The sequence below is a fragment of the uncultured Tateyamaria sp. genome, assembly GCF_947503465.1.
Taxonomy (GTDB): domain Bacteria; phylum Pseudomonadota; class Alphaproteobacteria; order Rhodobacterales; family Rhodobacteraceae; genus Tateyamaria.
Window position 1 is genome coordinate 372,523 of record NZ_CANNDN010000002.1, and the last position, 24,852, is coordinate 397,374.

The window sequence follows — 24,852 nt, forward strand, 5'->3', positions numbered from 1 at the left end:
CCTCCTATTCCTCTTCTTCCCAGGGTGCGCGGGTCAGGTCCGTCGCCACGATTTCGATCTCGGTATCGCCGGACAGTCCCTCGTCCAGATATGGCTCGGAAAAGGCCTTGCGGATCATGTTCAACCGCAACGCCTTGCCGCGCGATCCGGGCTTCAGGGTAATCAGTGCGCGTTGGGCACCCGGCGCGAACAGGGTTTTGTCGATTACGTCATCAGAACTGCTTGCCTCGGCGATCGACAGCCATGGCGTAGGTTCAAGACGCCAGCGCGTGATTGCAATGCCGTCAGGGTCTTCTTCGGTGACCTCCTGCGGCAGGGGACGTGTCCGATGCAGCGGCTCGCTTGCGTCCAGCAACATGGCCGCCGGTTGTGGATCAGAGGCCGGATTGGCCTGTTCCCAGAACACGATGACGCGTGCCGCGCCGGGGACGTCCATCGGTTCAAGACCGGCATCGATCAGGTCTTCGTCCAGTTCGGGACCCATGGTGGTCAACAGGGTCTGTCCCCCGACGATGCTGTCCAGCGTGCGGCCTGCATAGGCAGGCTTGTTTGCAATGGCCTGCAAGGCCCCGGCCGCCACGAACCGGTCTTCGGTCAGCGTTCCCTGAATATCGCGCGCGAAATCTTCGACCAGCCCGAATTGCCCGGTGGAGAAGTTCAAACGGTACACCCGGTCACCGACCGTGTCGGCAGGTGCGCCGATATCGACGCTTTCGATGTCCATGACGTAATCGGTGTAGGGATCAAGCGGGATCGGCAGTTGCAAGAGCGAATGGCGCACGCGTTCGCCGTCGATGGGGACACAATCCGCGTCCTTGCTGATCACATCCTGCAACACGGCCTCGAAGGGCGACAGCACATGCCCTTTGACGTTTTCAAGGGTGCCTGCGTCGATCGGCACGGGGTGCGGCATGCCCGGTTCATCCACCTGCTCGAACGATGCGGCCTTCAGCCGGACGCGCAATTCCTTGCCATATGCAGCAAATAGCTGATCAACAGCATTGGTGGCAAAAACGACCCGTGGCGCATCAAGGCCAAACACGTGCGCCTCGTTTTCCGCGGGCAAAGTGCAGAGGATCCAAGGATCAAGCCGCGCAGGCGCCGCGTCATCGGTCCGGAACCAGAATTCCGCTACCTGCGGGGCCGCGTCACTTTCCGCGCCTTCATCATCACGGATGCGCACATCGGTGCGGCACGTCATCTTGTAGACCGCACCCGGGAACATCAGCGCCACGTCGCCGCTTTGCGGGCCAAGGAACTCTTCGACGACTTCGCGATCTTTCTGGATTTCGGTTGTGTCGTAGTCTTCGCGCTCGACCTCGCCCATGCGGGTCAATTCGATGGCACCCACATAGTAGGGACGGCCTTGCTGCTCGAACCGGTTGGCCTGCTTTTCGTCCAGATAGAGCACGCCAATGCGGAACCGCTCGGTGCCGTCTGGTGGCTCAAGCTTGACACATACCGGCTGGCGCGGGGCCAGGCGCGACTGTCCGTACAGAACCGTGTGATAGATATCCTCAAACCAGGGACCCAGCGGGTTCAACCAGCGCGGCGGCACGCTTGTCACAGACAGCAAGTCGGACACGCGGACAGGGCGTACGTCCAGCACGTTCCCACCCGCATCAAGGTAGTGGATCATCAAGCCGCGCCCGGTGCCCTGTTCGTCATTGAGCAACCCGCGGTTCACCCACATCAGCAGGTGCCCGTCCACGATCCGGTCGCTGTCGACCTCGATCACGTCGGACAAGGGGCCGTGCTTGAGGCCCAGTTCGGACAGTTGATCGGCCACTTCGTCCGCGCGGCTGCGATCACCAAAGACCACCGGTTCGCCGATGTCCCACAGCGGCGAGGCCAGAACCCGGCCCGGGCATTTCGGGCCGTCGATCTGCGGTATGTCATGGGTTGGCGTGGCATGGGTCGCAGCGCCTGCCGTGGCGCTCAGCAATGTGCTGCGTGTAATCGCCACGCCTTGGGTCAACCGGCGCGCCGCCTCGCCCAGGTCGATGCGGTCAGCGGTTAGGATGTCCACGCCGTTCGGCGCGCCGAACGATCCGATGACGGCCCGGTCAACAAGCGTCCGTTCAGCCAGGCGACGGGTCCGCGTGTTCAACGTCCCTGTCGCGATGTTCGTATCGCGACCGGTTGTATCGCGGCGGGCGGCAAAGGCCCCAACCAGATCGGTGTTCAACGTGCCCACGTCTACGTTCAGATCAGGGGTCGCCCGACGCAGGGTGGCCGCAAGGTCGGGGTTCAGGGCAGGCGTGATCCGAATATCGGACAGGTCGTCCAATCGATCCGCATTCAACCTCAGATCAAGCGGGCGACCCGTGATGTCACGGCGAATGCCGGTGCTGTCGCCCTGTGGTTGGAAATCGTCCGGCACCTCGGGTGCGCAGTTCACCAGCGCACCTTCAACGACTGCCGGAATGATCCCGCGCAACTGGTCCAGCGCCGCATCGCCCGACCGCCAGGTTTCGTGCACATGCAGACCGGTGTCTGCCTCGACCGACCGGCTGGTGTCTTCGGGGTCTGGCCACGCAGCACCCTGCAGGGTCCACCCCGAAGGTGACGGGCCCAGCGGCTCATCCGAGAAGGTCCACAGGACGGGCGCTGCGGGAGCGGCCGGATTACAGATGTTGCCCCAACGCTCGCGGACTGTCTCTTCCAGAAGTTCCGTCCGCTCAAGCGCCTTGGGCGCGGGATTTGGTGTCCAGTTGAGCAAGGAAAGATGTGTCGTCAGGTTCTCACCGTCGGTGGGTTCGAGCGTCCACCACGTGGATGGGGTATTGCCCGGCATGACAGCGTCGGCTTCCCCCACGCGCTCCAGCGTGACCTCGGTCATCGAATAGCGATAGGCAAAGTCGCCGCGTCCGATGAATCCACCAGACGGCGCACCCGTGCTGCCACCTGGCGTGTCCCCCAACGGCATGATCCCACCGTCAAGCGCGGGCATGGCAAGGCTGAGCACCGGGATTGCGTCGATGGGCACAACTGGCATGTCTTCATTCGCGGGCTGGCTGGAACCGCGCGGCATATCTCCGATCTTGCTGTCGATGCCGCGGTCCACGCCGGTGCCTTCGGCCAGCGCCGGCGTGCGGCTGACCAGCACGGCTCCGGCAAAGAGATCCGGCGGCGGCGGCAGGATTTTCGAATCCTCGCCGATGTGGAAATCGACGCAACCCTTGATCGAGAAGAAGAACAGGTCCAGCTCGCCACAGACTTCACCGTCAATGCGGCTGACCTGCGTGCCGTCTGCCCGTTCGCCCACCTGCGCCGACAGCGCGGCAGAGGCGGACAGGCTGATGATGAACAGCTTCAACTCGCCCCGCAGGTACAGCAGCCCGCCCACATAGAAGGGCTGGAACCCGATGATCGCGTTAAAGCCCGCCGTCACCTTCAGATACAGGTTGATCGACGTGTTGCCCCAGATGATCGACACTTCCAGACCGGCGGCAATGCCGAACCCGTTGACCTGGCTGAGCGCGGGCAGATTGTTGCCCGGGGGCTGGTAGCTGGGAATGCCGTGGCCCGAGAACATCACATATCCCGACCCGTCAAATGCACCCAGGATCGACGCGCGGATCGGACCGGGCAGCGGGTTGCCTTGCAGGTCACTGCCTTCAAAACTGCCCAGGTAGATGTGCCAGAACTTGCCGTCCTTGAGGTTGAAGAACGCCTCGATCGGGATCTTGATCTCGACCAGCGGATCGATGGTGAAGTCGATGGAAATGCCGATGGTCAGCGTGCCCCGGCCAAAGTCGAGGTCGATGACGCACAGGAACGTGCCTTCCGCGTTCTTGTCCTTGAGGGCGGGCAGCACCGCCAAGAGGTTCGCCTTGACCACCAGCAGCACGCGGGGCCCCGGCAGTTCCAGCAGAAACATGCCCTTGACGTTGAAGATGATCGGGCTGCCCATGGTTCCAAGCGTGATGCCGACGCCAAAGGCCCAGCTGTCTACATTGGTCTTCCATGCCTGCAGGTTCGTGGGGTCGCCATTGGCGCGGTTCTTGAGCCATTCAAGCGCCGGGGTCAGCGACGTGATCCCGTCCTCGTCCCGCGCATAGTGCATCGCGAACAGCCCGACAAAGCCGTAGATGCCGAACCCGGACTGCGCCAGGGGAATGGCGACCGGCAACTCGACTTCAAGGGCCACAGCCACGCCGGTGGCCGGGCCGCCTGCGCTTTCGGGAATCTGGGCGATGGCAATCTGGGCGGCGATGCGCAGCTTGACCGGGATCAGGCGCACGTCGATGCCACCCTTGATCTCGGTTCCGGCCGCACCGTCGTTGAATTCCATGTACCCGCTGCCTTCCAGGACGCCGGGCACCTTCAGCCCGGCGCCGAAAGCCGTAAGTTCGGGCGCCCCCAGCGGATCAACTGGCAGACGCACGCGGGCGCGGTCGACGGATACAACGCCCAGGTCGATGGCAAAGCCCAGGTCGATCTCGAAACTCAGCGGGTTGGTCCGGGCGATGCGTGCACCCAGCACCTGCAGGATCTGCCCCAGAGGATCGGCCACACGGATGGCACCGGGGCCCGACACGTCGATGGTATAGCCTTTGGAACTGTCAAAGACCGGACGGAACTCGAACTTGCCCCCGCCGCCCGGCGGTTCACCAAAGCTGAGACCGATGGCCTTGTACCGCACTGCAAGTGGGGTATCGCGCGGAATTTCCAACAGCGGGTCACCGCCGCCAAAGGCAATGTTGACCGATACCGCAGTCTCGACATCAAAGAGGAAACTCATCTGCCAGCGATCACCCTGACGGCGGAACGCCCCTTCGCCCCCGAACAGGATCACCCGTTCGATGTTGAAGAACCCGGCCGTGGCCAAACCCGTCGCCACCCCGATCACGGCAGCCGAGGCCACAAGCGGGGCCACGCCGCCATCGGCGGGGTTGGCGGGCGCAATCTCGGACAGAAGCGGGGTGAAGATGGTGGTCATGCCCAGCAGGTCACGGCCAAAATTCTTGGGCTTGAGGGCCTGACCGGGCAATTGCCCCGTCATGATCAGCCCGTCCTTGTCCGCCGGGTCGGCCCCGATATAAAGCTTTACCTCGTCCGTCTGGCTGGCCGGGTCGGTCTGGTAAAGGAACAAGAAATCAGTGATGCCATCGGCTGGGTTGTTGCCCACGCCGCGGATGTCATCTGGCGTCTCACCTGCCCCACCCCGTTGCAGCGCGCCCTCGACACCGGTCTGGAAGTCGATCTGCCCCGACAGTTCAAGCGCCACGAACTGGTTGCGGATGATGCGGACCTTCAGGCGCGCAGACCGGAACCAGTCCGGGGTTGCCGGTTCGTCGGGCGGCGTATCGGTGATCTGCGGCGGCGGCGGCGGGTCCGGGACATCGGGGCGGCGCACATCGCCCGTGATGACTTCTCCGGGATAGTTGACGGAAAAGCCGGTGATCTCCGCGCTCCAGTATTGCGAGCGGTTGGGGGCACCTTGCGGACGCCAGACATTATCCCGCCAACTGATGGTGAAACTTGGGCCACTTGGCGCGTCCGCCCCGGTGTAACCTGGTGGAAACCGGTCATCCAGCAAGGCGCGCAACCCTTCGGCGCGCCGCTGGCTCAGCAGCCAATTGTACTGCGCCTTGCCGTCATTGCCATCATAGCTGGCCGTGCCCGTGATCGTGACATCCTTGGGGTTGATCCGTTGCAAGACATCCGCATGCACCACATCGAAGTCGCGCGCACCGACGCGCCAGGCAGAATTCTCATCTGCGATCAGGGCCTGATCATGGCGGATGTTTCCAGCCGCACGCGAATAGTTCAGCGGGTCATTCTTGGGTGGCGTGTCATAGCGAAAATAGGCGGTCAGTGAATTGACAGTGTCGTCGGGTATGCGCGCCTCGATTGTGCGGGATTGCCCACCTGCCACATCGATATCGACCGTCGTGCCCACACTGGGCGGCCCCCCATCGACGATCCATTCGGTCGCGGGCGGCACGGTCACACCCGCCAGCGACACCCGCACTGTGCCCGCCTGGCGGTTGTCGTTCAGCAATTGAAGGGGTGGCGCAGGCAGTGACTGCGCCTCGCGGGTGATGGATGTGGTGGTCAGAATGGCCGCGAGCGGTTCGCCGGGAGGTGGCGCAATCGCGGGCGGCGCACGGCGGGCGGCCGTGATGACAAGGGTCGTTTCCTTGGGCGGTGCGCTTGTGTCCGTCGCGGTGATGGTGATCGTGCGCGTACCGGTCGCGGGTGTCGTGACGTCATGGACCACACCCGCCTGCGCACCGCTGCCCTGATCCACAGTGACCGAATATGGCGCGCGACCGCCTCGGACATCAACGGCCAGACGGGTGGTTTCCGGCAGGGCCGCGGTTGCCGTCCCCGCCCCTGTCCGCGTGATGCCAATCCCACGGCGGTCACTGGTAAAGAAATTGGCGCCGATGGCCAGATCACCACCACCCTGATTGATGACGGCCACGTCAAAATCACCGGTCACCCCGTTCGATCCGCCCAGACCGATCAAGAGGTTCTCGACACCGGCATTGACGGCAAAATCCTCGGCCCCGTTCGGGGCAAAGAAAATGCGGATCTCGGGCAGGTAAAGCCCGGTCCATGCCTCATCAAATCCAAACTGCGACAGCACTTCGGGCGGGGTGTAACCATCCGAGAGATCCAGATAGGCCGACCGGAAGCCAAATCCGACCACGCGGCCCGGACCGATAAAGGCGTGGTGCGGCTCCATCGTGACCAGCTCGGCCGCGCTCAGCGCCCCGGGATCGTCCAGACCGGAGGCCCCCAGCGACACAAGGCACACCTGCACTTGCGCATTCGCATCCGATCCCTGGGTCAGACGCAGCTTGATCTTGGGCAGATGAAACACCACGTCCCGTCTCGTGGAATGCGGAACAAGCAACCCGTCAGGCCGCATCTCTGCCGGTTGCAGGAACGGCGGGCGCAGTTCGATGCCCGCAAGGACCAGATCAAGCGTGAAACCGGTGTTGGGAAAATCAGATGGCGGCGGATCAATGGGCGGCGCATCAAGCGCATCCAGCACATCGCGCAGGGGCTGAAAATCGGCGTCCCCGCCGGGCACTGTGCCGACACCCGTTGCGATGATCGTCCCAGCCACCCGGGGCACCGTCATCGAAAACTCGACCCGCGTGTCCGTCACATCCAACCAGGGTTCTGACCGGTCGGGTTGGTTGCGTGGGTGCCCTTCCGTGTTGGCCGCCCCCGCCGTCAGCGTACCGGTGGACGGATCGAAGGTGGGCAGATCGACATCGCCGGAAAACCGCGCAACCCCACGAATGACCATACCGCCGGGACCGGTCGCGGTTTCATAACTTTCGACATAGATGACAGACAGGACGGCGTGCCAGGTTGTCGCCTCGCCGCGCAAAATATACGGCCGGAACAGGTCTACCAAAGACAGATCGAACGGCATGAGCCAATGATCCCTGCAAAATAATTGCTGAGTTTAAAAAGCGACGGAAAAACACGGTAACTGTCAGAAAATTCAACCATCGATGGATGCGTCTGTCAAACCGCGTGCGCGTAAATTCGCCACTGCCAAAGGTGTCATGGACGCGCCACGCCAGACGGCCACGTATGCCGCGCTGGCGATCAAAGCGCTTTCAATTTTTGACCTGAATGAGGGGCCATCAAGGCCGTGGGCTCGGACACTATCTGTCAAGTATGGCGCGTTGCGGCTTGAATACGAACGACTTTCTCAGCTGAAGGCACACGTGCGCGCCCACAGCTTTTCAGCGCATCCCGGCCACCCAATCCGCAAACGCCTTGGCATGTGAATTTTCGTTTGCGTGCCACAGAAAATACCCTTCTTGCGCGGGCAGTCGTGCATCGTGCGCCCGTTCCAACATACCTGTCCGCAGCGCATCCGACGCAAGAATCTCGCTCACCAGCGCCACCCCGTGACCCCGCGCGGCAAGCTGCAAGGCCATGCCAAAGGAATCAACGAACAGCGTGGGCTGACCGGCATCGCCCACGATGTCGCGCCATCGCGACCATCCGCCCGACGTCCCCACCGCTTCGATCAGGGGCAGCGTGGACAGGGGGCCGCCCAATGTCGGTGGTTTCAGCGCGACCAGTCCCGAAGGCTGCAGTTCGACGGCGCCCTGCCCCACTTGCTTGCGGGATCCAAACCGGATTTCGACATCGGCACGCGGAGCATGAAAATCGTCCGGCCAGATCGTGCTCAGGAACCGCAGGCGCACGTTCGGATGCGCTGATGTGAAGTCGGCCAATCGGGGAGAGATCATCCATTGTGTCACGCTGACGGATGCGGCAATCGTCAGCAGGTCCGCGCGCGGCCCAGCCTCGAACCCCGCGGTTGCCGCCGACAGCGTTTCCAACGCCGCCCCCACCTGAGGCAGCAAGCGCCGCCCGTCATCGGTCAGCGACAATCCCCTTGGCCTGCGCAAGAACAGCGTTGATCCAAGACGGGTCTCAAGCGCTTTGATCTGCTGGCTGACAGCCGATTGGGTCATCCCGATTTCGGCCCCGGCCGCCGTGAAACTCAGATGCCGTGCGGCCGCTTCGAAGGCCCGGAACCACGTCAACGGGGGAAGGGATTTTGCCATCACAGAAGCCTGCCATTAGTCATACTAATGCATAAGGGCATAAATCCATCATTTGTCAAAAACACGCAGCTTTTTGATGGTTGCACGACATCAAGGCTGGGGCACTCATGCAACCGAACATCCGCAAACTGGTCACGTATGAAGAAGAGGTTCTGATAGAAGGCTTCAAACGGGCCGCCGATCCCTGGCGCCTGTTTGCCGTTGCCGCTGTGGTCGAAAACCCATGGGCCGGACGGTTTGTCGAGGATCTGACGCCCGAAATCCAGGCATATGGCACAATACTGGGCGCGTTGCTGACCAACCGCATCCTTGGAATGGCGGGCGGAGGCGACGCAATCGAAGCCTATGGCAAGGCCGCAGTTGTTGGTCTGGACGGCGAAGTCGAACATGCCTCGGGCCTTATCCACACACTGCGCTTCGGCAACCACTTTCGCGAGGCGGTGGGCGCAAAGTCCTACCTCGCCTTCACGAACACGCGGGGGCCTGCGAATGCGCCAATCATGGTGCCGCTGATGGACAAGAACGATGCAGGCCGACGGTCGCATTACCTGACCATCCAGTTCGCGATCCCGGATGCGCCCCGTGCGGAAGAAGTGGTTGTTGTCCTGGGGGCCGCAACCGGCGGACGCCCGCATCACCGCATCGGTGACCGATACCAAGACCTCAAGGATCTGGGCCATGACGTGGACAACCCGGCAGCGGTCTGACCTTGGCCCGCTTGCGGCGGTCGTGGCCGGTCAGGGACCGGACATTGTCCTGCTGCACGGCGTCGGTCTGCGGGCCGAGGCGTGGAATGCGCAGATCGACGCCTTGGCGGGTCACTGCCGCGTATCGGCCATCGACCTGCCGGGGCACGGGCGCAGTGTGCGGCTGACCGCGCCATCTGGCGTGGCAGACTACACGGATGCGGTCGCGTCCTGCCTGGCCGGACCGGCCCTGATCGTTGGGCATTCCTTTGGGGCGATGATTGCGCTTGATATGGCGGCCCGGCACCCGCGGCGGGTTCTGGCAGTGGTCGCGTTGAACGCGATCAAGGGGCGCAGCCCCACCGCCGCACAGGCTGTGCAGTCGCGTGCCGCAAACCTTGATGGAACGACGAACCCGGACCCTGGCCCCACGCTGCACCGTTGGTTCGGGGCCACCGTATCGCCGGAACGCACCGCCTGTGAAGCATGGCTGACGCAGACAGACCCCGCCGGATACAAATCCGCCTATACCGTCTTTGCGAATGCTGACGGACCCACAGATGCCGATTTGCGCGCGCTTGGTTGCCCCGCGCTGTTTGCCACTGGCGCGGACGAGCCGAATTCAACCCCAGCCATGTCGCACCACATGGCCGAACTTGCACCGCACGGGCGCGCCCTGATTGTCGCCGGGGCAGCGCATATGATGCCCGTCACCCACCCAGGCATCGTAAACGACTCGCTGCACCGCTTTGCGTCCGAGGTGTTTGGATGACCGACGCGACCACCCCGAAAGACCTGTCAACAGAAGGGACCAAGTGATGGAGTTTTCGCTTTTTGCACACATGGAACGCTTGACCCCGGACCAGCCGCACGACGTGCTGCACAAGGAGTTCATTCAGCTGTGCAAGATGGCGGATGAGGGCGGCATGCGTGCGATCTGGACCGGCGAGCATCACGGGATGGAATTCACGATTGCGCCCAACCCGTTCCTGACATTGGTGGATCTGGCGCACCAGACAAAAAACGTACGCCTGGGGACAGGCACCATCGTGGCGCCCTTCTGGCACCCGATCAAATTGGCGGGCGAAGCGGCCTCGACCGACGTCATTACCGGCGGACGGATCGAACTGGGGATCGCGCGCGGGGCCTATTCCTATGAATACGAACGCATGGTGCCCGGCATGGACGCGTGGGAAGCGGGCCAACGCATGCGTGAAACTGTGCCCCTGCTGCGCGCCCTCTGGGCCGGGGATTGCGCCCATGAGGGAGAGTTCTTTCAATTCCCCGCGACAACATCCGCCCCAAAGCCCGCGCAGCCCGATGGTCCACCGATCTGGATCGCGGCGCGTGATCCCAACAGTCATGAATTCGGTGTGCACAACGGGTTCAACGTTCAGGTCACGCCGCTGTGGCAAGGTCTGGAAGAGATCGAAACACTGATGGGCCGGTTCAACGACGCCTGTGCCAGCCATGACGGTCCGCGCCCCAAGATCATGTTGCTGCACCACACCTACGTGGGATCGGATGCGGCGGACGTGGGTCTGGCCGCACAGCAACTGTCCCGCTTCTATTGCTATTTCGGGGCATGGTTTCAGAACACGCGGCCCGTCGAACAGGGGCTGATTGCCGAACTCAGTGACGCGGAGCTTGCCGCAAACAAGATGATGTCGCCTAAGAACATGCACCGCGATCTGACGATCGGCACGGTTCAGGAGGTGATTGACCAGATCAAACGCTACGAAGACCTCGGCTATGACGAGTATTCATTCTGGATCGACAGCGGTATGAGTTTCGAACGCAAGCGCGCCTCGCTGGCCCGTTTCATCGATGACGTGATGCCCGCCTTTCAATGAGGACCCGGATGACCCAGCACTACCAGCTTTTCATTGACGGCACGTGGCGCGATGGCGCTGCGGGTCAGGTCATGGCGACGCAAAACCCGGCCACGGGCAAGGACTGGGCCACCTTCGCCTGCGCCGCTCCTCAGGATGTCGATACGGCCATCGCCGCCGCCACGCGCGTGTTGAACGATCCGGCATGGCGCGACCTAAGCCAGACGCAGCGCGGCAAACTGCTCTACCGCCTTGCCGACCTGATCGAAAAGCATGCGGACCATCTGGGTCGGATCGAAACCACGGACAGTGGCAAGCTCTTGGCCGAAACCTCTGCCCAGACGGCCTATGTGGCGGATTACTACCGCTACTACGCGGGTCTGGCCGACAAGATCGAAGGCGCCGTCCTGCCCATCGACAAACCGGACATGCATGTCTTTACCAGACGCGCACCCATCGGCGTCGTGGCGGCCATTGTGCCGTGGAATGCGCAGATGTTCCTCACGGCGACCAAGCTGGGGCCAGCGCTGGCGGCAGGCTGTGCCGTTGTGTTGAAAGCGTCGGAAATCGCCCCTGCCCCCATGTTCGAATTTGCCAAATTGATCGAAGACGCTGGTTTTCCACCCGGTGTGGTATCGGTGATCACCGGCGACGCCGAAAACTGTGCCATCCCCCTTACCCGGCACCCGGATGTGGACCGCATCGCCTTTACCGGCGGGCCAGACACGGCACGGCACGTCGTCCGCAATTCAGCCGAGAATTTCGCGGTCACCACTTTGGAGTTGGGCGGCAAGTCCCCGATCCTCGTCTTTGACGATGCCGATCTGGACGGGGCGGCGAACGGGCTGATTGCGGGCAATTTCGGTGCATCCGGACAAAGCTGTGTGGCCGGGTCACGGGGGCTCGTTCAGCGCACCATTTTCGAAGACCTTGTATCCCGGATCGAAACCAAGGCGGCTGGCATCGTCGTTGGCGATCCGCTTGAGGCGACAACCCATGTGGGCCCGTTGTGCACGGCGGCACAAGTGAACCGGATCACGGCAACGCTGGCAGATGCGACACGTGATGGGGCAACCATCCGCTTCGGCGGCAGCGCACCAGACAGGCCCGGCAACTACATGGCCCCCACCCTTGTCGAATGCCCAAGCCCCGACATCGCAACGCTCAAGACAGAGATGTTCGGTCCCGTCATGTCGCTGTTGCCCTTCGACACCGAAGACGAAGCCATCGCGCTTGCCAATGACAGCGATTTTGGCCTTGGCTCGGGCATCTTCACCCAGAACCTTGCGCGCGCGCATCGTGTGTCTGACAGGCTGCGTGCCGGGATTTGCTGGATCAACACGTATCGCGCCATTTCCCCGATCGCCCCCTTTGGCGGCTTCAACCAGTCGGGATACGGGCGCGAAGCCGGGATCGAGGCGATCCATGACTACACCAGGACCAAGACCACCTGGATCAACACGTCGGACACGCCCATGGCAAATCCGTTCGTGATGCGCTGATACTAGCTTTCCAAGTCGGCAATCGCGGCACGGATGGCAGCAGCGAGGGCCGGTTTGACGCGATCATACCGCGAACTGGGGACGGGCACAGACACCGAAAAGATGTCGCCCGCCTGGTCCATCACGGCAAATCCCATGGCGCAGATACCGTCAGTATGTTCGTTCTCGTCATGGGCAAGATCGCCCGCGCGGATCGCATCTATCTGTGCGACCATATCCGACAGCGGCGGCGCGTAGGCACCCCGGTCCCTGTGTTCGGCCCGGATCAGGGCGAGGGCCCGATCCCGCGTCATGCAGGCCAGCGCCGCGCGTCCGTTGGCAGTGGTCGTCAAGGGAAACCGTTCGCCGATATGCGAGACGGTACGCAACCTGTGACTGCCTTCGATCTGGTCCACGAACAGCATTCGCGCGCCTTCGAGGATGGCAAGGTCCACGGTCTCGCTCGTGGCTTCCGAAAGCCGCTCCATCACCGGGCGCAAACGGGCACGCATATCCGATGACACCGCCTGCGCAAGCGACTGGATTTCAGGCCCCAACCTGATTCCCCCGTCCCCGCGCCGTGTGGAAATAAACCCCTCGCCCACTAGCGCCGCAACGATCCGCTGTACCGTAGAGCGGGGCAGTTCCACGTGCTTGGCAATCTGCCCCAAGCTCAATCCGCCGGTCTCGCGCCCCAGAAGCCGCAGAATGTCAGCAGCGCGCGAAATCACCTGAATTCCTTGATTTTTAACTATTTCTTCGCGTTGCATTGAATTCCTCCCGCCCAGACTTGCCGACCATTTGATCAATCAAAACCTACTGGCCTACCGTTCCGCAAACAATCATTGACCGCCATTCGGTACATACGCACCATAATACAGGACAGCAAGACGCAGCTTTGGGAGGGTGGAATGGTCGTCAACATTCGCGGGATCAATTTCCAGGAAAACGACAACAACGACATGGGGCTTGAGTTCGTGAACCTCAGCCACCGCTATGGCTTCCAATGCCCGAATTGGCCGTATTTCAAGGACGTCCAGATCGACCGTAAGCACTACATGGCGAAGTCCGGTGTTCTCAGCCAGACCATCACCACGACGATGCACGTCACCACCCATATCGACGCCCCGGCCCACGTGGTGCAGGGCACACCGTTCATCGACGAAGTGCCCCTGCCCCACTTCTTTGGCTCCGGCCTTGTGGTCAGCATCCCCAAGAAGAAGTGGGAGCAGATCACCGGTGATGACTTGGAAAAAGCCTGCGGCCACGCAATCCGCAAGAATGACGTGCTGATCATCAACACCGGCTGGCACAAGCAATATGAAGACGGCGACTATTTCGCCTATTGCCCCGGCCTTGTACCCTCTGCCGCCGATTGGATGGTCGAAAAAGGGGTCAAGGTTGTCGGCCACGACACCCAGGCCAACGACCACCCGCTCGCCACCGCCATCGGTCCGCAGCGCAATGGCCCGATCCTGCCACATCTGGAAAAAGAGTACCTTGAATGGTCCGGCGGCACCCCGTGGGACGTTGATTTCCCTGAATGGGAGCCCGTGCACCAGAAGCTGTTCACCAACGGCATCCTGGGCATCGAAAACGTGGGCGGCGATCTGGACCGGGTCACGGGCAAGCGCGTGACCTTTGCCTTCTTCCCCTGGAACTGGGATCGCGGCGATGGCTGTATCATCCGCCTGGTCGCCTTGATGGACAAGAACCAGGGCTACCGGATCGAGGCGGGCGAGGATTTCTGAGCCAAGGTGCGCAGTGAATGCGCACCCTACATAGGGTGTGCCCTTTGGGCGCACCGCCACCAAGGATCACACCATGCTGACGAAACGCTTTGCCGATGCCCAACCCTATGACGCCCCCAACCACTGGGGCGTGACAGGTTTACGCCTGCAAGGGTTCGAAGAGGGCGGGCCGGAAAACCAGTGGGTCGGGTTTTCGCAATTCCTGCCCGGTGGTGGCGCCGGCCCCGACGCGACGCCGTTTGAAAAGGTCTATGTCGTCCTGGACGGTGAACTGACCGTCACCATTGACGGCACAAACACGGTGCTGCGCGCCATGGACAGTTGCACCATCCCCCCCGGTGAAGTGCGCAAGATCGAAAACCGCAGCAACCACATCTGCAAGATGCTGGTTGTCATCCCCTACCCCGACGGAGGTCGGCCATGAGCCTCGACAATCCCCTGTCCTTCTTCGATGTCTCGGGCAAAGTGGCACTGATCACTGGCGCGTCCGGCGCTTTCGGCGCGGTCGCTGCCCGTTGCCTGTCCGGCGCAGGTGCCAAAGTTGTGCTGGCGGCAGGCAATGCGGACGCCATGGCCGATGTGGCAAGCACCTGCATAGGCGAAACGCACCAGATCAACGCGCGCCCCGACAGCGAAGACGCCTGTGCCGCGCTGGTGTCCGAGACGGTCGACACCTTTGGCCAGATCGACATCCTGGTCGTGGCCTCAGGCATGAACAAGGTCGCCAAGATCGGCGACATGGCCCCCGCAACCTTCGAAGGCGTGATGGACGCCAATGTCACCCAAAGCTGGCTGATCGCGCGCGCCGCCAGCGCGCAGATGCAAGCCCAGGGCGACGGTGGCAAGATTGTTCTGATGTCCTCGGCCCGCGGCCTTTTGGGCCACCCTGCGGGCTACACCGCCTATTGTGCGTCCAAGGCAGCCGTGGACGGGATCACCAAGGCCCTGGGATGCGAACTGGGCCCGACCGGCATCACGGTCAACGCCATTGCACCAACGGTCTTCCGCTCCCCCCTCACCGCGTGGATGTTTGAGGACACGGACGAGGCCAAGGCGGTGCGCAACGGCTTCCTGACCCGCGTGCCCAAGGGGCGACTGGGCGAACCCGAGGACCTCGCCGGGCCACTTCTGTTCCTGTCGTCCCGCGCGTCGGACTTTTACACCGGGCATATATTATATGCCGACGGCGGCTATACGGCGGGTTAAGGCATGGACAAGAACCAGCAAATCGCGGTGATCGGCGGCGGGCTCATGGGTCATGGCATCGCGCTGACCTTTGCGCGCGCCGGGCACTATGTGACCGTGCATGACCCCGTCCCCGAAACGCTGCAATCCTTGCCCCATCGCGTCTCGGACAGTTTACGCCTGCTGGGCGCGACCGATCCGGACATCGCCCGCGCCCTGAAACGGATCGAATTGTGTTACACCGTCGACATCGCCGTCCGTGATGCGCAATTCGTATTCGAAGCGGCCCCCGAAAAGCTTGACTTGAAACAGCAGATTTTTGCCGGGGTCGAGGCGCACGCGCCCGAAAACGCCATTCTGGCTTCGAACACCTCTGTCATCCCGATCACAAAGATCATGGGCGGGCTGGCCCACCGCCACCGCGCCCTGGGCACACATTGGTGGAACCCGCCGCACATGATCCCCCTGGTCGAGGTGATCAAGACGGAATGGACGGACGCGAACGCCGCCACCGCGATGATGGATTTACTGGCCGATGCGGGCAAGACACCGGCGATGGTCGAAAAGGATGTACCGGGCTTTATCGGCAACCGCCTGCAGCATGCGCTGTGGCGCGAAGCGATCAGCCTGGTCGAGAACGGCATCTGCACCGCCAAGACCGTCGATGATGTGGTCAAGGCCAGTTTCGGACGGCGGCTGGCCGTACTGGGGCCCCTGGAAAACGCGGATCTGGTCGGGCTGGCACTGACACGGGACATCCACGATCAGGTTCTGTTCGATCTGGACGCGCGCCCTGATCCGTCGCCCTTGCTTGGGTCCCTGTTGCACGAGGGGCGCACCGGCATGGCAGCAGGACATGGGTTCCGAGACTGGGCCTCCGGCGATCTGGACAAGACCAAGGCCCGGATCGCGCAGCATTTGCACGCATTGGACGAACTCTTGGCTGAACAGGCTCAAAACATAACATGAGGTTATAAATCGGCATTCATTTCGGATCAGGATCATCTTTTGCATGTGATAGGTCTGAAGCACATCACGGCGTGACGCCCCGGCAAAGAGGGTGCGCGCATGTCGGGACGGGACGCCGCCCGAACCACATCTTTGGGAGGAGAGACATGAAAACTGATATCACACGCCGCCGCATCCTGGCCGGGTTGGGTGCCACCGTCGCAGCCCCCGCGATCCTGCGGGCCACACGCGCCTACGCACAATCCCCGACGATCCGGGTGGGCTTTGTGACACCTTCGACCGGGCCGCTGGCGGGTTTCGCAGAGGCCGATGATTACATCCTCGAAGGTCTGCGCGCCAAGTTCGCAGGCGGCATCACGAACAATGGCAAATCCTACAACATCGAGATCATCAAGAAGGACAGCCAGTCCAACCCCAACCGCGCCGCCGAAGTCGCCGCGGAACTGATCCTGTCGGACGAAGTGGACATCATCACCGCCGCTGCAACCCCCGATACCACCAACCCGGTCGCCGATCAGGCAGAGATCAACGAGGTCCCCTGCATCACCACCGATGCCCCCTGGCAACCCTATTTCTTTGGCCGTGGCGGCAACCCCGCCGAAGGCTTTCGCTATACCTACCACTTCTTCTGGGGGCTTGAGGACGTTATCGCCAACTTCACCAGCCTTTGGGATGGTGCAGGCGTGGCCAAGAAGGTCGGCGGGCTGTTCCCCAATGATGCGGACGGCAACGCATGGGGCCACCCCGAGCTTGGCCTGCCCACACCGCTGGCCGCGCAAGGGTTCGAGCTGACCGATCCGGGTCGGTTCCAGCCCCTCACGGACGATTTTTCGAACTTCATTTCGGCTTTCAAGGACGCCGGCTGCGAGATCATCACCGGCGTGATGATCCCACCGGATTTCGGCACCTTCTGGGCGCAGGCCGCGCAGCAGGGCTTTAATCCCAAGGTTGCGACCATCGGCAAGGCGCTGCTGTTCCCGTCCGCCATCGAAGCGCTTGGGGACCGTGGCGTGGGTCTCACGACCGAAATCTGGTGGTCGCCGAACCACCCCTTCAGCTCATCCTTGACCGGCACGACAGCAGGCGAACTGGCGAACGGCTTCACCGCTGCCACGGGACGTCCGTGGACACAGCCCATCGGGTTCAAACACGCGCTCTTCGAAGTGGTGGCTGATGTCATTTCCCGGTCCGAGGACCTTGATGATTTTGAGGCGAACGCCGCCGCCATCGCAGGCACCAACATGTCCACCATCGTCGGTGACGTGAACTGGGTAACCGGCCCCGTGCCCAACGTGTCCAAGACACCGCTGGTGTCGGGGCAGTGGCAAAAGGCAGGCGACGGTGTCGAACTGGTCATCACCAACAACAGCCACGCGCCACAGATCCCTGTCGGCGGCGAGCTGCAGTTGCTGAGCTAAGGCGGGGCGATGTCTGCCCTTTTGTCTGTCGACGGGCTGCGCAAGTCATTCGGGGCTGTCACGGTCGCGGATGACACCGGGTTCGAGATTGCCAGCGGCGACGCCGTTGGCATCCTTGGACCCAATGGCGCGGGCAAGACATCGCTGTTCAACCTGATCACCGGCGCGCTCAGCCCAGACGCGGGCCGGATCACCTTTCAGGGGTCGGACATCACCACGACCCCTGCCGCCAAACGCTGCAAGATGGGCATCGCGCGGTCCTTTCAGGTGCCCCAGCCCTTCGGCGGCATGACCGTCTACGAAAATGCGCTTGTCGGCGCGATGCAGGGCGCGGGCCTGTCGGGCGCCGAGGCTGAAAACCACGCGCTTCAGGTGCTGACGGACACCGGCCTGCTGCCCAAGGCCAACCAACGCGCCGGGTCCCTGACCCTGCTGGATCGCAAACGGCTGGAAATGGCGCGCGCCTTGTCGGCGCAACCGAAACTGCTGCTGCTGGACGAAATTGCCGGTGGGCTGACCGAGGCTGAATGCACCGCCCTCATCGACACGATCAAGGCAGTGCATGCCAAAGGCACCACGATCATCTGGATCGAACATGTGGTCCACGCCCTGCTGGCCGTGGTCGACCGCCTGATCGTCATCGACTTTGGCAAAAAGATTGCCGAAGGCGCGCCCAAGGACATCATGTACAGCGCAGAGGTGAAGGAAATCTATCTCGGAGTGGACCCCGATGTCTGACCCGATCCTGTCCCTGTCCAAACTCGACGCCCATTACGGCGACTTCCAGGCGCTCTACGGCGTCGACATGGATATTCACGCAGGCGAAGTCGTCGCCATCATCGGCGCAAACGGCGCGGGCAAAAGCACGCTCATGCGCTCCATCTCCGGCCTGATGCGGAACGCGCCCGAACAGGTCCGTTTCAACGGCGAAGCCATCGGCACCCTGCGCGCGGACGAGATCGCCTATCGCGGCCTCGCCCTTGTGCCCGAAGGGCGGCAGCTTTTCCCATCCCTGTCGGTCGAGGAAAACCTGATGCTTGGCGGCAAGGTGGGGCGCTCCGGCCCGTGGTCGCTCGATGCGGTGTATGACCTTTTCCCGGTTTTGAAGGAACGGCGCAAACAGGCCTCGACCTCACTCTCGGGCGGGCAGCAGCAAATGGTCGCCATCGGTCGCGCCCTCATGGCCAACCCCGAAGTGATCCTGTTTGACGAGATCAGCCTTGGCCTTGCCCCCGTCATCATCAAGACGATCTACGACGCGCTGCCCGGCATCATCGGCGGCGGCATGACCGCGCTGGTGGTCGAACAGGACATCAGCAAGGCGCTCGAAGTGTCGTCGCGCGTGTTCTGCCTGCAAGAGGGGCGCGTGTCGCTGTCCGGCAAGACCGGCGATGTCACGCGCGACCAAATCACCGCCGCCTATTTCGGAGTTGCCGCATGATCGAGTGGATCAACGTGATCGTGCAGGGCGTTCTACTGGGCGGGCTCTATGCGCTCTTTGCCGCCGGACTGTCGCTGATCTTTGGTGTCATGCGGTTGGTGAATATCGCTCATGGCGACCTCATCATCCTGGCCGCCTATCTTGGCCTCAGCACAACCATGATGTTCGGTGTGCACCCCTTTGCTGCCGCCCTTCTGGTCCTGCCGGTCATGGCGGTTATCGGCTACATCCTGCAACGCGGCATCCTGAACCAGACGCTTGGGCCCGACATCCTGCCGCCGCTGCTGGTCACGTTCGGCCTGTCGGTCATCATCCAGAATGCCCTGCTCGAAGGGTATTCCGCCGATCCGCAAAAACTGTCTGCCGGGGCTATCGAAACGGCCAGCGTATCCTTGGGTGGCCTCACCATCGGCATCCTGCCCCTGCTGACCTTCGGCATCGCCGTTGCGGTCATCGCGGGCCTGCAATGGATGTTCTACTCAACCGCCCTCGGGCGCGGCTTCCGCGCCGTGTCCGACAATCAGGACATCGCCCAACTCATGGGCCTGAACAAAGCACACGTCTTCGGCCTTGCCATGGCGCTGGCCCTTGCGGTTACGGGCATCGCGGGCATCCTTCTGGGCATCCGCACCAGCTTTGATCCCTCCATCGGCGGGGGGCGCCTGATCTTCGGGTTCGAGGCGGTCATCATCGGCGGTTTGGGCAACCTCTGGGGCACGCTTGCCGGGGGCGTCATCCTTGGCGTCGCACAGACCATCGGGGCCAAGATTGATCCCGGCTGGCAGGTCCTCGCCGGTCACATCGCCTTCCTTGTTGTTTTGGCCGTGCGTCCCAACGGCCTGTTCCCAAGGGTGCAGCACTGATGAGCACGCCAACCGTATATCGCGCCACCCGCGCCAGTCGCATTGCCATGATCATCGCGGCCCTTGCCCTGATCGTTCTGGCCGCCGCCCCGTGGTGGGCGGGGCGCGCAGATCTGCGCCTGATGGGCGAGGTGTTCCTTTACCTCTCCCTTGCGTGCCTTTGGAACCTCATGGCGGGCTATGCGGGCCTTGTATCGGTCGGCCAACAGGCATTCGTGGGTTTCGGGGGCTACATGCTCTTTGCCCTCACCATCTTCGGCGGGCTGCACCCGATCACGGCGATCCTGCTGGCGGGCCTGCTCGCCGCCGTGCTGTCAGTCCCCATCGCGGCCCTTATCTTCCGGCTCAAGGGCGCGTATTTCGCCATCGGCACGTGGGTGGTGGCCGAGGTGTTCCGCCTGACTTTCGCCCAAATCTCATCCCTTGGCGGTGGCTCTGGCACCTCCCTACCTGTCGGGATCGTGCGCTCGCTTGCCGACGGGCGGTCGGCGCGCGAGGCGCTCAGCTACTGGCTTGCCCTAGGCGCGGCCATCCTTGTGATCACAGCCGTCTACCTGTTCCTGCGTTCGCGCCGGGGCCTCGCGCTGACGGCGATCCGCGACAGCGAAGTGGCGGCCAGCGGGCTTGGCATCGACATCTGGCGCACGAAGCTTGAAGTCTATGTCGTCACCTCTGCCTTCACATCAATCATAGGCGGCCTGATCTTTCTACAAAAGCTACGCATCTCGCCCGACGCCGCCTTTTCGGTCAACGACTGGACGGCTTTCGTGATCTTCATCGTCGTCATCGGCGGCATCGGCACGCTTGAGGGGCCGATCATCGGCACGCTCCTCTTCTTCCTGCTGCGCGAAACGCTCGCCGATTTCGGCACGATCTACCTGATGGTGCTGGGGGCCGTTGCCATCGTGGTGATGCTGAAGGCACCCAAAGGCGTCTGGGGCCTGATCCGCGACCGCTACGACCTTGAGCTTTTCCCGCTCAGCTACCGTATCAAACTTGACGCAAAGGACAATTAACATGGCCAAGCAGAAAACGATCATCACCTGCGCGGTCACCGGCGCGATCCACACGCCCACCATGTCCGACCACCTGCCCGTCACGCATAATGACATCGCCGAACAGGCGATTGCAGCGGCCGAGGCTGGGGCATCCATCCTGCACCTTCATACCCGTGACCCTGACGATGGCCGCCCATCTGTCACCCCCGATCACTACACCGGCATCCTGAGCCGCGTGAAACAATCCACCAACGCCGTGCTGAACATCACAACCGGCGGCGCACCCACCATGCTGATCGAGGATCGGATCAAGGCCGCGGTCAAATTCAGCCCCGAGATGTGCTCGCTCAACATGGGGTCGATGAACTTTGCCTTCCATCCGCTGGCAGACCGCTATGACACGTGGAAACACGATTGGGAAAAGGACTATGTCGCCGGGTCCGAGGCGAATATTTTCCGCAACACCTTTGCCGATATCAAACAGGCGGCGACGGAACTGGCCCCCCACGACATCAAGTTCGAGCACGAATGCTATGATGTCGGCCACCTCTATAATCTCAAATTCTGCATGGATATCGGCCTGTTCAAAGCACCCGTGTTCCTGCAATTCGTGTTCGGCGTTCTGGGCGGCATCGGGGCCGAGGTGGACAACCTGATCTTCATGAAACGCACAGCGGACCGTCTGTTTGGGAATGACTATCGCTGGTCTGTCCTTGGCGCGGGCGGCGCACAGATGCCATTGGCGACCACGGCCAGCCAGATGGGCGGCCACGTGCGCGTCGGCCTCGAAGACAGCCTCTTCATCTCGCGCGGTAAACCTGCGGAAAGCAACGCCCAGCAAGTCACCAAAATCCGCCGCATCGTCGAGGATCTGGGCTGCGACGTCGCCACCCCGGACGAGGCGCGCGAGATCCTCGACCTCAAGGGCGGCGACAAGGTCGCGTTCTAGTCGTCCCGCAACAAGATGCGCTGCGCGTCCCCATCGGGGTCGGAATACTGATCGCTTTTCAGGGTCCAGACAAAGGCGACCAGCGCGGCAAGCCCCAGGATCAGCGAACAGGGAACAAGTATGACAAGCACATTCATGGCGTCGCCCTCGTGCGCAAAGCGTTGACAGTCACGGTGATCGAACTGGTGGACATCGCCAGCGCCGCCATCAGCGGCGTGGCAAATCCGGCCAGAGCCAGCGGGATCGCCACGGCATTGTAGCACGCCGCAAGGCCAAAGTTCTCAAGTATCCGCCGCCGCGCGCTGCGCGCAATGCCGATGGCGGCAGGAATGCCTGACAGATGCTGGCCCAGCAGCACGACATCGGCTGCATTCTGACTGGCCTCAAGCGCGGTGCCCGGCGCGATGGACGCCCAGGCGCGGGTCAGCGCCAGCGTGTCGTTCAGACCATCACCCACCATGACAACCTTGCGCCCCTCGGCTTGCAGGGCTTCGATCAGGTCCTGTTTCGCCTCCGGATCCACCTGCGCATGCACCTGTTCGACACCCAGTTGGGCCGCAACACGCGCCGCGTTCCGGGCGCTGTCACCGGTCAGTAAATGCACCTCAAGTCCCATGTCCCGCAGCCGCGCAACGGTGTCACCGGCATCCGCAAACAACTGTTCCTTCCGGTCGAACGCATACAGATGCGACCCGATGCTCAAGACCGTTCCCTGCCCGGCACCCACCCAGGCCGCGTTGCCAAAGCGCACGGGGCGTCCCTGCCAAACTGCCGAAACACCGTTGCCCCTCTGCTCGGCAATCTGGTCCAGATCAGCCGCCCTGACGTCGCCCAGCAGCGGCAGCACCGACCGGCTCAGCGGGTGGGCAGACGCCTGCGCGAGGGCCTTGAGCACCGCGCGCGCCGTGGCCGGCATCTCTGCCGATGGCACCAGGGCGGCGGCTGACAACGTCCCGGTCTTGTCAAAGACTACAGTGTCCACCTCGGCCAACCGCTCCAACGCGGTCTCGGACTTCACCAAAAGCCCCATGCGGAACAAACGGCCCGTCGCCACGGTCGCCACCGCAGGGACAGCCAATCCCAGCGCGCAAGGGCACGTGATGATCAGCGTCGCAATGGCGATGGTCAGGGCGTGATACATGTCCCCCGTCGCCACCGACCACCCGACAAAGGCGGCAAAGGACAAGCCATGCACCAGCGGCGCATAGACACCCGCCGCACGGTCAGCGAGGCTGGTGTACCGGCTGCGCGCGCCCTCGGCCTGCGCAGCGATCTGGATCAAACGGCGCAACGTGGACCCTTTGGCCGCCACGGTCGTCGTCATGGTCACGGGACCGGTCAGCACAACCTCGCCCGCGGTCAGGGGTGCGCCTTGGGCCACCGCAATCTCTTCGCTTTCACCGGTCAGCGCGCTGCGATCCACCTGCACCACATCGCTGTTCACCACCCCATCCACCGGCACCCGCGCACCAGCGGCCAGCCAAAGGGTGTCGCCCATCGCAACCTCATCCACGGGCACGCTGACCCGTGTGTCCCCTTCAATCCGGGTTACCCGCATCGGCTCCAACGCCGCCAGATCAGCCGCCGCGGACCGGGCCGCCTGACGCATCCGCTTTTCCAACACACGACCGCCCAACAGAAAGAAGGTAAGCGACAGGGCCGCGTCAAAATAGGCGTGTTCGCCGCCATGCATGGTTTCATACAGCGACAGGCCACAAGCCAGCAGGATGGCCAGTGCAATGGGCACATCCATGTTCAGGCGCGCAGCCCGCAACGCCGACCACGCCGACCGAAAGAAGGGCTGCGCGCAATAGATTGCGGCAGGCAGCGAAATCGTGGCCGCAATCCAGTGGAAGAAATCGCGCGTCGCGTCTGTCGCGCCGGACCACACGGCCACGGACAACAGCATGACATTCATCATGGCAAAGCCCGCAATGCCCAGGCGCAACGTCAACCCGTCGTCCTGCATGTGACGGCCCGCATCACGCGCCTCATGGGCCTCGAAACCGATATCGGTCAGGGCCGTGATCCACGAGGCGGGGTCCATGCCCGGTTCCGCGGTGATCGCCACACGCTTGCGGCTCAGGTTCACCCGGGCGGCCGCAATGTCGGGGCGGGCGTTCAGCAGCCCCTCAACCGACCGGATACACGACACGCAATGCACACCCGGCAGGATCAATTCGTGGGTGGGCAAACCGGCGTCCCGGCCTGCGGCCTCCGCCGCCGGACCTGCTGCAATGCAACCGGGGCAGGACGCCACGCTCATTTCGAGACCCGCAAGACGATGCGCTGGCGAAACGCGGTGCCGTCGGGGGCCACGGCCGCCAGACGCAGGTTCCAATTGCCCGGCGCAAGCACCGGGATCGCAGCGACAAAGCGTGCGCCATCATAGGCAAAGATCGGTGTCAGGTCCTCGCCCACATGGGTGGCACGCCCCAGCGTTGCGGCGGTGATTTGCGGCTGAACCGGTCCCAGCGCATCAACGATGGTCAAATACAGCGCCCCGGTGTCGACCGAAGCGGACACGTTCCAGCCCAACGCCTCCTGCGCCGTACGGTCCGCCTCGAACGCCTGGCTGACCACATAGGAATTCCTGGTTTCAAGCCCCGGAAAGGTGTGCACCGCCTGAAAGGCAAGCGTCAGGTTCACCCCGATGATGACAGCAAAGCCAGAGCCGAAAATCGCCAACACATGCCAGCCATTCAGTTCCTTGATCATCTC

Annotated in this window: 20 protein-coding genes; 14 read left to right on the top strand and 6 right to left on the bottom strand. The window is 62.8% G+C overall.

The features are described from left to right. Window positions 1-4: 4 nt before the first annotated feature. On the bottom strand, window positions 5-7,402 hold the full coding sequence (locus tag Q0844_RS14410; RefSeq protein ID WP_299046105.1) for a hypothetical protein: 7,398 nt from the start codon (window positions 7,400-7,402) through the stop codon (window positions 5-7). Between the two features lie 319 nt (window positions 7,403-7,721). After that, entirely contained in the window at window positions 7,722-8,558 is an 837-nt protein-coding gene (locus Q0844_RS14415; RefSeq protein WP_299046107.1) for a LysR family transcriptional regulator, read from the bottom strand. 107 nt (window positions 8,559-8,665) lie between these two features. On the opposite strand from Q0844_RS14415, the gene Q0844_RS14420 reads away from it, so the two are divergent. From Q0844_RS14420 to Q0844_RS14435, 4 genes are read left to right on the top strand one after another with little or no spacing between them, the layout of a single operon-like run. Continuing rightward, a complete protein-coding gene (locus Q0844_RS14420; protein ID WP_299046110.1) occupies window positions 8,666-9,265 on the top strand; it encodes an amino acid synthesis family protein in 600 nt (199 codons plus the stop codon). Beyond that, entirely contained in the window at window positions 9,237-10,016 is a 780-nt protein-coding gene (locus Q0844_RS14425) for an alpha/beta hydrolase (RefSeq protein WP_299046112.1), read from the top strand. The genes Q0844_RS14420 and Q0844_RS14425 overlap by 29 nt, the downstream gene beginning before the upstream one ends. Window positions 10,017-10,062: 46 nt before the next feature. Continuing rightward, entirely contained in the window at window positions 10,063-11,097 is a 1,035-nt protein-coding gene (locus tag Q0844_RS14430; RefSeq protein ID WP_299046114.1) for an LLM class flavin-dependent oxidoreductase, read from the top strand. An 8-nt stretch (window positions 11,098-11,105) separates the two neighbouring features. Then, window positions 11,106-12,578, top strand: a complete 1,473-nt coding sequence (locus Q0844_RS14435; protein WP_299046116.1) for an aldehyde dehydrogenase — start codon at window positions 11,106-11,108, stop codon at window positions 12,576-12,578. Between the two features lie 2 nt (window positions 12,579-12,580). Here the strand turns inward: Q0844_RS14435 and Q0844_RS14440 are convergent, their stop codons facing one another. Next, the gene (locus tag Q0844_RS14440; protein WP_299046119.1) at window positions 12,581-13,288 is read right to left on the bottom strand and encodes an IclR family transcriptional regulator; all 708 of its coding nucleotides are present in this window, start codon (window positions 13,286-13,288) and stop codon (window positions 12,581-12,583) included. 180 nt (window positions 13,289-13,468) lie between these two features. Between Q0844_RS14440 and Q0844_RS14445 the strand changes: the two genes are divergently transcribed. From Q0844_RS14445 to Q0844_RS14490, 10 genes are all read left to right on the top strand, one after another. Continuing rightward, complete coding sequence (locus Q0844_RS14445) at window positions 13,469-14,308, top strand: cyclase family protein (protein ID WP_299046121.1); 840 nt, start codon at window positions 13,469-13,471, stop codon at window positions 14,306-14,308. A 73-nt stretch (window positions 14,309-14,381) separates the two neighbouring features. Then, window positions 14,382-14,732 (top strand): cupin domain-containing protein, encoded by a 351-nt coding sequence (locus tag Q0844_RS14450; RefSeq protein ID WP_299046123.1) that lies wholly within the window; start codon window positions 14,382-14,384, stop codon window positions 14,730-14,732. Beyond that, on the top strand, window positions 14,729-15,514 hold the full coding sequence (locus Q0844_RS14455) for an SDR family oxidoreductase (RefSeq protein WP_299046126.1): 786 nt from the start codon (window positions 14,729-14,731) through the stop codon (window positions 15,512-15,514). Before Q0844_RS14450 ends, Q0844_RS14455 begins: the two co-directional genes overlap by 4 nt. Before the next feature lie 3 nt (window positions 15,515-15,517). Next, entirely contained in the window at window positions 15,518-16,462 is a 945-nt protein-coding gene (locus Q0844_RS14460) for a 3-hydroxyacyl-CoA dehydrogenase family protein (protein WP_299046129.1), read from the top strand. A 146-nt stretch (window positions 16,463-16,608) separates the two neighbouring features. Beyond that, window positions 16,609-17,880 carry an ABC transporter substrate-binding protein gene (locus Q0844_RS14465; protein ID WP_299046131.1) on the top strand — a complete coding sequence of 424 codons (1,272 nt, stop codon included), beginning with the start codon at window positions 16,609-16,611 and terminating at the stop codon, window positions 17,878-17,880. 9 nt (window positions 17,881-17,889) lie between these two features. Further along, window positions 17,890-18,618 carry an ABC transporter ATP-binding protein gene (locus Q0844_RS14470; RefSeq protein WP_299046134.1) on the top strand — a complete coding sequence of 243 codons (729 nt, stop codon included), beginning with the start codon at window positions 17,890-17,892 and terminating at the stop codon, window positions 18,616-18,618. Continuing rightward, window positions 18,611-19,321 carry an ABC transporter ATP-binding protein gene (locus Q0844_RS14475; protein WP_299046137.1) on the top strand — a complete coding sequence of 237 codons (711 nt, stop codon included), beginning with the start codon at window positions 18,611-18,613 and terminating at the stop codon, window positions 19,319-19,321. Before Q0844_RS14470 ends, Q0844_RS14475 begins: the two co-directional genes overlap by 8 nt. Continuing rightward, window positions 19,318-20,184, top strand: a complete 867-nt coding sequence (locus Q0844_RS14480; protein ID WP_366523010.1) for a branched-chain amino acid ABC transporter permease — start codon at window positions 19,318-19,320, stop codon at window positions 20,182-20,184. Before Q0844_RS14475 ends, Q0844_RS14480 begins: the two co-directional genes overlap by 4 nt. Beyond that, window positions 20,184-21,200 carry a branched-chain amino acid ABC transporter permease gene (locus tag Q0844_RS14485; protein ID WP_299046140.1) on the top strand — a complete coding sequence of 339 codons (1,017 nt, stop codon included), beginning with the start codon at window positions 20,184-20,186 and terminating at the stop codon, window positions 21,198-21,200. The genes Q0844_RS14480 and Q0844_RS14485 overlap by 1 nt, the downstream gene beginning before the upstream one ends. A gap of 1 nt (window position 21,201) precedes the next feature. Further along, window positions 21,202-22,131, top strand: coding sequence for a 3-keto-5-aminohexanoate cleavage protein (locus tag Q0844_RS14490; RefSeq protein ID WP_299046143.1), 930 nt, complete (start codon window positions 21,202-21,204; stop codon window positions 22,129-22,131). On the opposite strand, the gene ccoS is transcribed toward Q0844_RS14490, so the two are convergent. From ccoS to Q0844_RS14505, 3 genes are read right to left on the bottom strand one after another with little or no spacing between them, the layout of a single operon-like run. Then, entirely contained in the window at window positions 22,128-22,268 is a 141-nt protein-coding gene (gene ccoS, locus Q0844_RS14495; RefSeq protein ID WP_299046146.1) for a cbb3-type cytochrome oxidase assembly protein CcoS, read from the bottom strand. The two genes, Q0844_RS14490 and ccoS, sit on opposite strands and share 4 nt — an antisense overlap. Next, window positions 22,265-24,397 carry a heavy metal translocating P-type ATPase gene (locus Q0844_RS14500; protein ID WP_299046148.1) on the bottom strand — a complete coding sequence of 711 codons (2,133 nt, stop codon included), beginning with the start codon at window positions 24,395-24,397 and terminating at the stop codon, window positions 22,265-22,267. Before Q0844_RS14500 ends, ccoS begins: the two co-directional genes overlap by 4 nt. Next, window positions 24,394-24,849 carry a FixH family protein gene (locus tag Q0844_RS14505; RefSeq protein ID WP_299046150.1) on the bottom strand — a complete coding sequence of 152 codons (456 nt, stop codon included), beginning with the start codon at window positions 24,847-24,849 and terminating at the stop codon, window positions 24,394-24,396. The genes Q0844_RS14500 and Q0844_RS14505 overlap by 4 nt, the downstream gene beginning before the upstream one ends. Window positions 24,850-24,852 lie beyond the last annotated feature (3 nt).